Annotated in this window: 11 protein-coding genes and 1 tRNA gene; 11 read left to right on the top strand and 1 reads right to left on the bottom strand. The window is 41.8% G+C overall.

Annotated elements, in window-relative coordinates; genetic code table 11:
• The first annotated feature begins 647 nt into the window (after positions 1 to 647).
• The 3 genes from OPS28_RS15205 (at position 648) to OPS28_RS15195 (ending at position 1,960) form a co-directional block, all read left to right on the top strand.
• Positions 648 to 890: a type II toxin-antitoxin system Phd/YefM family antitoxin gene (locus OPS28_RS15205; RefSeq protein WP_265610313.1), complete on the top strand. Its 243-nt coding sequence runs from the start codon at positions 648 to 650 to the stop codon at positions 888 to 890.
• Positions 887 to 1,150, top strand: a complete 264-nt coding sequence (locus OPS28_RS15200; RefSeq protein WP_265610312.1) for a Txe/YoeB family addiction module toxin — start codon at positions 887 to 889, stop codon at positions 1,148 to 1,150. Before OPS28_RS15205 ends, OPS28_RS15200 begins: the two co-directional genes overlap by 4 nt.
• A 120-nt stretch (positions 1,151 to 1,270) precedes the next feature.
• Complete coding sequence (locus OPS28_RS15195; RefSeq protein ID WP_265610311.1) at positions 1,271 to 1,960, top strand: hypothetical protein; 690 nt, start codon at positions 1,271 to 1,273, stop codon at positions 1,958 to 1,960.
• A gap of 185 nt (positions 1,961 to 2,145) precedes the next feature.
• Here OPS28_RS15195 and OPS28_RS17100 read toward each other — a convergent pair whose 3' ends face one another.
• A complete protein-coding gene (locus OPS28_RS17100) occupies positions 2,146 to 3,912 on the bottom strand; it encodes a helix-turn-helix domain-containing protein (protein ID WP_265610310.1) in 1,767 nt (588 codons plus the stop codon).
• 637 nt (positions 3,913 to 4,549) lie between these two features.
• On the opposite strand from OPS28_RS17100, the gene OPS28_RS15185 reads away from it, so the two are divergent.
• The 8 genes from OPS28_RS15185 to OPS28_RS15150 all read left to right on the top strand — a co-directional run bounded on the left by OPS28_RS15185 (position 4,550) and on the right by OPS28_RS15150 (position 11,550).
• Positions 4,550 to 6,604, top strand: coding sequence for a TonB-dependent receptor (locus OPS28_RS15185; protein ID WP_265610309.1), 2,055 nt, complete (start codon positions 4,550 to 4,552; stop codon positions 6,602 to 6,604).
• Positions 6,605 to 6,621: 17 nt separating this feature from the next.
• Positions 6,622 to 6,885 carry a hypothetical protein gene (locus OPS28_RS15180; protein WP_265610308.1) on the top strand — a complete coding sequence of 88 codons (264 nt, stop codon included), beginning with the start codon at positions 6,622 to 6,624 and terminating at the stop codon, positions 6,883 to 6,885.
• The gene (gene pnuC / locus OPS28_RS15175) at positions 6,885 to 7,508 is read left to right on the top strand and encodes a nicotinamide riboside transporter PnuC (RefSeq protein ID WP_265610307.1); all 624 of its coding nucleotides are present in this window, start codon (positions 6,885 to 6,887) and stop codon (positions 7,506 to 7,508) included. The genes OPS28_RS15180 and pnuC overlap by 1 nt, the downstream gene beginning before the upstream one ends.
• On the top strand, positions 7,474 to 8,283 hold the full coding sequence (locus tag OPS28_RS15170) for a phosphotransferase (RefSeq protein WP_265610306.1): 810 nt from the start codon (positions 7,474 to 7,476) through the stop codon (positions 8,281 to 8,283). The genes pnuC and OPS28_RS15170 overlap by 35 nt, the downstream gene beginning before the upstream one ends.
• 104 nt (positions 8,284 to 8,387) lie before the next feature.
• A tRNA-Trp gene (locus OPS28_RS15165) sits at positions 8,388 to 8,464 on the top strand.
• Positions 8,465 to 8,531: 67 nt separating this feature from the next.
• Positions 8,532 to 8,960 carry a hypothetical protein gene (locus tag OPS28_RS15160; RefSeq protein ID WP_265610305.1) on the top strand — a complete coding sequence of 143 codons (429 nt, stop codon included), beginning with the start codon at positions 8,532 to 8,534 and terminating at the stop codon, positions 8,958 to 8,960.
• Positions 8,950 to 9,411, top strand: a complete 462-nt coding sequence (rimI, locus tag OPS28_RS15155; RefSeq protein ID WP_265610304.1) for a ribosomal protein S18-alanine N-acetyltransferase — start codon at positions 8,950 to 8,952, stop codon at positions 9,409 to 9,411. Before OPS28_RS15160 ends, rimI begins: the two co-directional genes overlap by 11 nt.
• Before the next feature lie 156 nt (positions 9,412 to 9,567).
• Positions 9,568 to 11,550 (top strand): hypothetical protein, encoded by a 1,983-nt coding sequence (locus OPS28_RS15150; RefSeq protein WP_265610303.1) that lies wholly within the window; start codon positions 9,568 to 9,570, stop codon positions 11,548 to 11,550.
• Positions 11,551 to 11,781 lie beyond the last annotated feature (231 nt).

Below are 11,781 nucleotides of genomic sequence, written 5' to 3'. Positions count from 1 at the left end.
TAATGTATGGACTCTTAGTAAAAGTTTAGGCACTTATTACGTTACTCCCCCATGGGGAGGGAGTCCATACATCGGCGCAAGCTGCAACCTCCATCGTTAGATCGTATCTTGAAACATCATAACCCTCACCGCGATAGCGGTGAGCTCTAGTATTGCATGTTCCTAGTAATTCTCTTTTAGAACTTACGATAACAATTAGTGAGGTCGTGACCTCCGTCACGATGACGACTCTGCGTAGATGCACCTGTTACGACCGCAATTTGTCTCAAGGTGCCTCTGATGCTGTTAGGCTGCTGTGTACGTAAAGCAGACCTTCTCTGCTATTTTAAAAGTTGGACAGTTCAGAGGGATCAACGGACATTAGCGTATTAGCAAGCAAAGTTGTTTATTTATCGAAATAATCAGCGTCGCTCCCATATTCAGAAAAATGACCCAATCGCTCGCTTTCGTTCTTTAGCACTTTATTCAGATCACTAATTTTCCTTGATGTAGCAATATGATAGTTAGTTTGGTATTAATAGTGAAAGTATAAAAGTGAGCGATGCGTTGGCAGAAAAACGCGCAAATCGCGCTATATTAAATTGTTATATTCCCTCTTGTATTTTTGTACGTTATAGCGTACGCTTTAGTTTTGGAGGAGAGAACTTATGGCTACATTATCTGCTACAGAAGCTAGGGCTAACCTTTATCGTGTAATCGACGAAGCTGCTGAGTCGCACGAACCCGTTCTAATCACAAGCAAACGAAACAATGCTGTGTTGCTTTCTGAAAGTGATTGGGATTCCATACAAGAGACATTGCACCTTTTATCAATTCCGAATATGCGCGAGTCTATTAAAGAAGGTATGGGAGAGGATATTTCAGATTGTAGTGAGGATCTTGATTGGTGACATGGAAGGTTGTTTTTACAAAGCATGCTCAAAAAGACGCTCGTAAATTGGCAAGTGGGGGCTTAAAAATAAAAGCGTCAGAATTAATCAAAATTCTAAAAGTAAACCCTTTTCAAAATCCTCCTACATATGAAAAATTAGTTGGCGACTTATCTGGCTGTTATTCGCGTCGACTTAACATCCAACATAGATTGGTATATCAAGTTATCGAATCTGAAAAAACAGTAAAAGTGTTAAGGATGTGGACGCACTATGAATAAGGGATATAACAAACCATTCAATCGGACACATACTCGTTGGCTGGGGCTCGTTCCTCGCAATTATAGCCAGCAAGTCTGTGCCGTTTAATAGGGGCGTTAGGCACCTATAAGGAAATTTTGATGCCAGAGAAACAAATAAAACCAGATAAAATCACTAAACCTATACAGCTACTTGCTGCATGGTTGGTCGGATTACTATCTTTAAGTAGTTGCTTTTTAGTAGCGGCAACAAGTTTCGACGAAACCTCGTGGCAATCTGGCACTTTGGTAATCGCAGCAATTCTCAACGTCCCGATATTTTTAGGTGCTGTTTTTCTATTGCAGACAAGATTCAGGCCGGAGTTACAAGAAGATTCATATTACTCCTCATACTTAAACAGAAAGACAAATGAAGAAATAAAAGTTCCTAAAAGTGAATCTCATTTTAATGAGATATCTATAGCACTTGGTAGGTTAGAGGAAAGATTTAAGTCACAAACATCTAGCGAAAACCCACGCCCACCCGAAAAATCGTTACTTATTGGACTAAATAAACACCTTGAAGATCGTAAAGAAATCATGGATACATTAGGGGCACATGGGATACAAAAAATAACTAGCTTTGGGCCTAAAGAGCCACCTGAAAACAGAGTAATGTCGATTTCAAGTCATCTGGATGAATCTGAAGTAGAATTCGCGATTAATATTGCTCGTAAAATTGGAATGGAAGGTTATAACTTTTTCAATAATTGGGAAGAAGAAACTGAAGAGGTTATTTTGATTGGCTCATATGGCGAAGCCGAGTTTTTCTTACTGCCAAAAAATGCCTAACAAACGTTCTAAGTCACCAGCTGGCGCTAGCTGGGACACAAACACATGGGCTGCTTCGCATTGTAGCCCATGTGTTTCTGCCCCTTAAACGAGGCGTTGAACGTCTGCTGTTTGTCTATACCTGCGTGTCAGATAATGTCTCAACCTGAATATAGAAATGTCAGATCAGATATGAGCTACTACAATTAACCGTACCATTTTTCTAATACGCTTAAAAGCCGTGACTGCTGTTCGGCTTTTAAGCCCTTTATTAACTCCTCGACATTCGTTTTATTTCGAAACCCCATCGTGGAAAAAGCCAGGTTATGGCAAAGTAAAATATGATGATTAACGTCATCCCCTTCAATGGTGATTTCTTTACATAATTTCCATAATCGATGGTTGGCGGTGCTTTTAAATCCCCATCGTAATAACATTAATGTCGTCGCACCGTAAAGGCATACACCAAACTCAGCATTTATACTTTCACTAAATTCTGCAAAACTATTTGCGTTTTCCCATTTCTGTATAGTTCCTTCTACAAACAAACATTCGTCGTGAAATACAATAAACAATGAAAGTAATCCAAATAGCAGCATTTGCTTCACAATTTCGGCGTTTTCATCAGATGGTTTTAATATGAATGTCTTTTGGTACAGAGCCAAACTTAACAGCATGGCGTCGGTAAGTTTTTGCACATCAGGATGACGACACTGAAGGGTAAGTAATTGCTGGGCCGCAAATACCACTGCAAGGTGTTTTATAGTCGAAATACCCAAATTTCTACCTATTGCCTGCTGCAAATTTTTAGGCGAACTGCCGAATACGCCTCGACTCGCTTTGCTCATAATGTGAGCATGGAAAATGGGGTCTTGTTCTATAATCTTGACCACACTTTCGATAGTTGCACTCTGCGAATCGAGGTTTACTAATTGCGTGATCGTATTGGGCAGGGGGGGAAGGTTATCTACTACATCCACTAAATGATTATTGCCTTTATGAAACCGTAAGCGATTGCCCAACTGCCGCAGTTGCCCAGCACCAATGCCTGAAAACTCTTTGAAACTACGTTCAAATGCGCGGCGATCTGAAAAACCAAGTATTGCAGCAGTTTCCTCACTCTTTTTGCCTGATAGCAAATGATGGCTTGAACGTTCATGGATGTAGCTTTTTAGCATGTTACTAAAGGAAATATTTTCTTGTCGCAATTGGCGGCGTAAACTAGATTCTGTAGTAGCAAGTTCATCTGCTACCCATTCAATTCTTATACGGGCGGGACTTTTGCTTTTACCAAATATAGCGATCAATTTTTTCTTTAAAGGAATATTTTCAAAGTAAGCTAATCGGTCTGTTAACATCTTCACCAGTTGTGCGCTGTGATAGAACGATGTCTGTTTTAACCATTTAGTATCAAAGGAAAGTGCTATCACATTCTTTTGTTTCTCGAATTGAGCGTCAGATAATGCCGCAATAAGGCTGGTCGAATTATTATCAAATAAGCTAACTTTATTAAGGTCAAATTGTCTACCGGCTAAATGGCGGAATAATATAAAAAGAAAATACGCTTCGATATCATTACTACGTGAAATATCACTACACTGCCATGAAAGCTGTACCTCGTCGTTAATACGGTACTGAAAATTGCTTTCTTTTCCCAATAGCAAAGCGGAATGTTGAGAGAGAGTTTCAAGTACATCGTTTATATTTCGTAATGAAGTGAGTAGAACAACGAAATTACCCATCCGATTAAAATCAAGATAGCCTGCTAGAGATCTTCCCGTCTGTCGAATACGGTCTTCTGGGATAAGCTGATTCAGTATTTGGTCTATTGTTTGGGGGGGAGTTTTTCCATTTTCTAAACGGGATATTTCGTTTAGCGCCTCTTCATGATTACTATTATCACACTGTTGATCGCGGCGCATAGCTAATAATGAACGAATAATCGATGACCAGAACAGTCCTCTGTTATACACGTGTTCCCCTTAAAAAATCATGCATTTGCTTTTAGCGGCCAACGGCCGCTAATGTAAATAATTAACCCAAAATTAGCAGAAAGTGTCCTATTTTGTGACATGCTCCCGCTTTACAATAATATTGAATCAATGATGTCTACCAACAGTCATTTTTTCCTACGAAAGAAAGTGCATATTAGCTTATTTAAGGGATTTACTATCGCATTGATAGGCTGTCTATTCTGAGCATTAAACCAACCGCCAAATGGTTTGCTGTTTTTGACCGGAAATGATGAATGACGCGTTAGATGTCAGATAAAGGTCTGTTGTTCAACCGCAGCCCCTTCTATACGCCTGCAATGTCACACGCAGGCGTTTTTTATGCTTAAATATCATAATTATAAGCACCTTAATCAACTTTCCCACTGACGATCTTCTTGATCTTTAGCAAAGTACTGTTAGACTGCGCGCTACTTACCAAGGGGTGCCCGAAAAGGCTGAGATCTATTGCGTAGAAACCCTTATATTTTCACTGCTAACTTAAGTGAAAATGTGAACCTGATCCGGATAATGCCGGCGTAGGAATGGTTTTGCGTCTACTTACCAGCACCTGCTGCTTATTTCTGGGTCTCAATAACTATAATGATTCGAGATTCCGATGAAGAACACACTAATTTTCACCACTATTTGTTTAGCTTCAAACTTCTCCTTTGCTGAGGAAACGCCGCTAGAGGTTATTACTGTTACCGGAGACTTCCGGCAAGCCAACCTGGATCAGTTGAACAGTAGTGCATCTATTATCAGCGAGCAGCAGTTGAATACAAATCAAGCTCAACATATCGAAGATATATTAAACATTGCACCAAATGTTAATTTCACCGCTGGTGCATCTAGAGGACGCTTCGTGCAGATTCGAGGAATTGGTGAGCGTAGTCAATTTGCAGAGCCCATTAACCCCTCTGTTACAGTTATGGTAGATGAGTTCGACTTCTCGGGTCTGGCGGGGGCTGCATTGCTTTTTGATACTCAACAAGTTGAAATTTTCAGAGGCCCCCAGGCAACTCTTTTTGGTACGGGAGCACTCGCTGGGGCAATTAAAGTTGTCAGTCATAAACCGTTTCAGAATGCACCTGGAAAAGTGGAAGTATCTGCGGCGGGTAAGAATACTTATAGGTTCGAAGTTGCCCATGGTGATAAAATCACCGAGGATTTAGCTTACCGCGCTGCCGTCGTACATAATCGCAGTGACGGCTTCATTACGAATACTTATTTGGGCCGCGACGATACCAACAATATTGATGAATCTGCAGCCAGGCTAGGAATAAGTTTGGATATGAACGCGCAGACTAATCTGGCAGTAAATTATCGCTGGTACGATATCGATAACGGGTATGATGCTTTTTCGCTAGATAATGATCGCTTTACCCGCTCAGACGAGCCGGGCTTCGACAGCCAATTAACGCATGCTATCAGTGCAAATGTTTCACACATAAACGACCTTGGGGCATGGCAGTTAGTTGTGACTCAGGCCGATCACGATATTGGTTATGGATATGACGAAGACTGGACCTATCCAGGGTTTCATCCCTGGGGCTACACTTCTTTCGATGCCTATTATCGAGAAGTAAGCACTAGTACTGCCGACCTAAGGCTTGTTTCAAGCGAAGATACACGTTTGTTTGATAATACGACAGAGTGGGTTGCTGGTATCTATTACAAAACATCTGAACAGCTACTACGTCGGCAGTATACCTATCTTGAGACTGATTTCACTAGTACATATGAACCCGACAATACAGCTTTATACGTAAGAACCGATACTGCGCTGTGGACTAACTTAAATCTACAAATTGGTATTCGGGCGGAGCAATATGAGTTTGATTACCTCGATAGTGACGGGGGGATGTATACAAAAGATACCTCAATGGTTGGCGGTAAACTGGCACTGGAATATATCACGGATCAACATTTTTGGTATGCAAGCGTAAGCCGAGGCTTTAAAGGGCCTGGGGTAAATTCAGATCAGGAGATCAGTGACACCAATCGTTTTTACGATGAAGAATATAATTGGAATTATGAGATTGGTGTAAAAGGACCGATCACATCGGATATGACGGGTCGCTTGGCTGTTTTCCACATGCGTCGTAAAAGTACTCAAGTCAGTGGCTATGAGCTTAAAATTCGTGAAGACAACACACCAGCCTTTATCGATTTTATTAATAACGCTGATATTGGAACTAATGAAGGCCTTGAGGCTGAACTAAATTGGTATGTATTATCTAACTGGCAAATTCAGGCCAGCTTAGGGTATCTCAATGCGAGCTTCGAGAGATATCAACCCGCTGAGGGCGCTTTCATATTGAAACGTCGCCAAGCCCAATCACCGCGATTTACAGGTAATGTATTTAGCGAATTAGCTGTCAGCGATAACGTGTATTGGCGAGTCAACGTCGATTATAAAGATGAGTTTTTCTTTTCTGATGGGCATGACGAAGTTTCTCCTACGACTACTTTAGTTAATACCGAGTTAGCGTTCGTCTGGAATAATTGGCAAACTAAGGTATGGCTCAAAAATGCGTTTGACAAACGTTATTATGTGCGTGGCTTTGGTGGGTTTAGCAACGATCCCCGAGAGTTCTATGAGACGCCAAAACCTTATTACCAACTGGGTGACGGACGTCAGTTGGGCGTAACCGTCAGTTATCAATTTTAGAAGTGAGAAGCAAAGTTATGCAGGTAATGGTTGAATTGTCGCTTTATCCACTGGCAGAGAAATATATCGAGCCAATAAAAACATTTATTGAGCGTTTACATAGTTATGAGAATATAGAAGTGGATACGTCTCGTACAAGTACACAGATAACGGGCGAGTATGATTACGTTATGGCGCTTCTCACAAAGGAGATGAAAATAACGCATCAACAAGTAGGGCAGGCGGTCTTCGTAGCAAAGGTACTCAATTTTGATGCCATGCAGTCGGGACCAAAGGAGTAATGGATTTACTCCTCACACAGCTCGCTGACACCTCCCTATTGGAATGGATCGCGGTAATACTGGCTATCGCTTATGTGTTGCTTGCTGCACTGGAAAGTAGTTGGTGTTGGTTATGTGCTTTTATAAGCACAGCAATCTACACCTTCCTTTTCTGGCAGGTTACCTTACCTTTTCAGTCAGCGTTAAACGGATTCTATATGGTGATGGCGGTCTATGGTTACTACCAATGGAAAAAAGGTAGTAAAACAGAAGCAAAGACCGGAATAACAAGAAGTTCGTTTCATTTTCACCTTACGCTTGTTCCGTGTTTACTGTTTGTCGCTTATTGGCTGTCGCAAGCTGCAGAGGGTCAATTCAACAGTGATTTTCTTTGGTTAGATGCGAGTATTCACTTGCTAAGTATGGCTACCACCTTTATGGTGGCACATAAAATATTAGAAAACTGGATCTACTGGTTTTTCATTAATATAGCGTCGGCATATTTGTATGCACAAAGTGGGTTGGTGTTAACTGCAATTTTGTTTGTGGGTTATGTTGGGTTCTCTTTGTTTGGATACTGGCAATGGCGACAACAATGGAATAATCGTCATGCATCAGGATTCAATAGTCAACCTGCTAACTAATCCGTTGAAACTCAGCCCGGACGTCAAGCTAGAAACAATTGATGGCGGTGCTGTAAATCGCACATTTAAACTTAGCGATAATGATAGAGCGTTTGCCGTTAAATGGTTTGCTGACGACGCATTTAGTGGGATAAACCGCTTACATCAATTTGTATTGCAAGAGCAGTTAGCTCACCGAAAAATCGCCCCTATGCCTGTATGGTTGAGTGATGACGGCAAATTGTGGGTTGAGGTGTGGCATGAAGCCGCCCAACTTCCTGCTGACCCCAACCAGCAGATAAATACATTAGCGAACGTATTATCTACTATTCATGCCCAACCCATTACGGCACGCCCACTTGAGCTAACCCAACGCTTTGAACATTATATCAAGATTGCCAATATTTCATCTGATGATTCGCTTACTCATCAGGCTAATGAAATTGCTAAATGGCTTCTTCAAGAATCTGACGACACGGCATTAACCCTCTGTCATAACGACTTAGCCATGGTTCACATTCTGGACCCAGCCCTCCCCGTGGTAATAGACTGGGAATATGCGGCGATGGGTAACCGATATTTTGACATAGCCAGCGCTATTGAAATAAACCAGTTAGCTAACGACGACGCCTTGGTATTGTGTGAGCTATATGCCGAACGTGCATCGCTAGATAAACGTCATGTTAAAGAAAGCGTCGATAAACAGCTAGAAGTTGTACAGTTAACTAACATACTGTGGAAGAAGGCTTTGGACTATACAAACAAAGATCAAATTGAACCACCGATCGTTCTATAAATTATCACTTTTAGTTAATTTTGCACAGAGTTTGACCAGCCCATTTACATAGCGTCAAAAGTACTTTACCTTTGTTGAACGATACGTATAATGCTCAGCGCGTTAGGGGTGTAGTTCGAATTGGTAGAACAGCGGTCTCCAAAACCGATGGTTGGGGGTTCGAGTCCCTCCACCCCTGCCACTTTTCTTGGCACTGGCATAAAGTGAAAAGTGTAAAGTGTAAAGTGTAAAGTGAGATAAAGAAGTCCATGTCCTCAAGTTTATCCGCATTGCAACTCGCAGCCCTTCAGGAAATGGGGATAACAGTGTGGTCAACACAATCCCATTCAAAAGAAAGTTTCGCTGATACTGCATTCAGTGCTCCAAAGAATTCTCCCACGACTCCGACTGCTAATTTAACTCAATTGCGCTCTATCATTTCTGCTAAGCAGGATGCTCAGCGTGAAGAAAAAGCGTTTCCAACGGATGCTTTAGAGAGATTTGCCCAATTTGTAGAAGATGTAGAGCAAGCAATGGCAGAGCGGACCAAAAGTGATAGCAAGATAAAGTGGTTATTGGGTGATTCAGTTTGTTTAACCGGTACGTCGATATGCTTACCAGTATTACCGTCAGAACTGTCTACTAAACTTAAAAGACAGTTGTGGCAAAAAATTCACCAGTTAAATCGTGAAAACTGACCAGCCTATTACTCGAACGACGGCACAAGAAGATATCATTGCCGCTCATGCAATACATAAAGCAGCTGTTATTAACTGCTGGTCTTATCCTACCTTTTCTGACTGTACGACAAAGCCATACACACTTTTAGTAAGCAAGGTGAATGATAGGGTTATAGGTTATGCAATCATTTTAATTGTAGCAGATGAAGCGACGCTCATGGATATTGCCCTATCTTCAGAAGTACGAGGCCACGGGCATGGTAAAGCGCTACTGAGAGCAGTTATTGATTATTGTGAAACCGAAAACGTATCCTCAATTTGGCTCGAGGTTCGGGCCTCCAATAGTATTGCTCAAAAGCTATACCATTCTTTTTCCTTCCATACCGTAGAGATACGCAAAAATTATTATAGTACAGGCGAAAGCAAAGAAGATGCGGTAATTATGCAGCGTATTTATAGCAATACCTAAAGTCATCACCAGTGTAAGTCAATTCTCATTCTTCAAATACAACCGTATATTCTTGCATACCGAAAAACGCTATATTTCACCAGCGTTTACCCGATAAAAGAGTAGTATATTCGAACATTCTCAGGACAGAGTGTGTGGTTGAAGTTAAGTGTCTTAATGAGAAAAGTGGTATTCATGTTGTATAAAGTTATGTCTTCCAATACGCTGCTCAGCAGTGCTAGTTCAAAACTCACTCTAGTTTGTTTTATTTGTCTTCTCAGTGCTTGCGGTGGGGCTGGTGACGGTTCTTCAACATCTACTGCGATCTCTCCGGATACTGCTCCTAACCAGTCTGCCAATCCGGATCCCTCTAGTAGTTCCGATGCTCCCCCTGTTGATGATCCAAGTGAACAATCTATTGATGATCCGGCTCCATCAGCAGAAGAGATAGTCGACACAGAGGTTTTACGTACGCCAGCTCCAGCGGAGTTCGGTGTAGGTAGTGCAGTTGCTCCAATTGAAAGCTCAATGACGGCATGGATGTTAAACGACGTTGTAAAAACGTCTAGCCTAAATATTGATAAAACAGACTTACCAAATGTTTGGATGCCGTTCGTACTGGGGGAGCCTCGCGTTGACTATGCCGCTAGTGTCGTGGTCGATGAAAACGGTTGGCCTATGAGCATGCAATTAGACAATGGTATACAAGCGGACATCTTGAGCATTAGTCTGTTTAATAACAGTATCGCGAATGCTTACGAAGCTGGTACCTATACGTTGACTTACTCTGGTTCAGGAGAGTTTGACGTATCTAATGTATCGGTAATTAGTGAAAGCAAAGGTGAAATGACCTTGCAGTATGATGGGACCGGCCCAATTACGGTTGAAATTTCTGCTACCGATTTAAATAACAGCGGAGATTATCTGCGGGAAATCAAATTATTGCGCCCCGAAGCGCAAGCTAATGAAACATTCAGCCAAACGTATTTAGACCACTTAGCCCAGTTTTCTGTAGTTCGCCCAGTTCATATGATGAGCAGCCAATTATTATATGGAATGAAGGACGAGCTTGGTGGTTACAGCCATAGCCAGGGAGCGAATGCTTGGGAGAACCGGGTTAAACCGGATAATGCCTCGTGGGGAAGTGCGAAAGGTGCACCGTATGAAGTTATTGTCCAACTGGCAAACGACAGTCAATCTGATCTTTGGTTGAACGTACCGATAGCAGCGGATGATAATTATGTGCGTAAACTTGCTGAACTGATATTGGTGGAATTAGATACCGACCGTGTGATATATCTTGAGTTGGGTAACGCGTTATGGAACTTGACGTACCCTTATGCAATTGGCCGAGACTACGCCTTCGCGCAAGCTCAGTTACGTTGGCCGAACGTGCTGGGTTCTCGTCCTGAATACCTATCAGGTAAAGCGAGCGAAGAATTGATGGTGGCGAGTTGGTATGCTGCACGTACTCAAGAAGTCGCCGCAATTTTTAAAGAAGTATGGTCTTCACATGCTTCGCGTATTGCTGTAGTAATGACGGGTAACGTGGGTACGGAGGCAACCACTGTTGATTTAAATCGTGATATTCTAGAAGCAGCGATATATGTAAATGAAGAAAACGCAGATATCCCAGCATTGAATATTGATACCTTCGCCGTAAGTATGACAATTGTCGACCCATGGCAGCAAGGTGAGTATGTTGCGGAAGGTGGGTTTGACCGCACCTCTGCGACTACCTATATTAACGAAGCAATCAATTATGTTGATGGTACAGATAGATTCGCCGCAACAGCAGCTATGCCTGGTATGCGCTATCTGGTCAGGAAAAACGCGGACCTTGCTGCAGAATATAATCTTCCATTGGTAGCATACGAAGGCGGTCATAATTTTAATGGCAGCACATTTACCGAAGAACAGGTAGAAAATAGTCAGGAAATGTACGACTTATATAATGCATTGTTCGAAATGTGGCAGGAAGAAAGCGGTGCATTGATAATGAGCGCTAACTATATTGTCGATAACTCAATTGAAGATGCATGCGCCAAACCGTTAAGTGCAAAAGCTCAGTTAGCGGGAGTGAAGAAAACGCAACAGCAATCTGATATATCTGCACCAGTATTTAGAGCGATTAAGGAAGTTGCTACTACCGCGGGTTAGAATAATATGTAATGGATACTACTGGGACGCCACCTGCTTTTTTAGTAAGGTGGCTTTTTTTAACCTGTTTTTCTCTGCCAAAACACTATGTATTACCCTCAGCAGGTCTTGAAATGAGCGTAAGTCTCATCTTTAGACAAATAGTGTAATCAGGATAAATTATCCATTTTCATTAGAAAAGAATAAATGGCCGGTGCCGCTATCATAGCGCAACTGAATAAAGTTAGTTAA

The sequence above is a fragment of the Alteromonas sp. ASW11-130 genome (genome assembly GCF_026183735.1).
In the GTDB taxonomy this organism is placed as follows: Bacteria; Pseudomonadota; Gammaproteobacteria; order Enterobacterales; family Alteromonadaceae; genus Alteromonas.
This window is presented reverse-complemented; position numbering and strand designations above follow the sequence as displayed.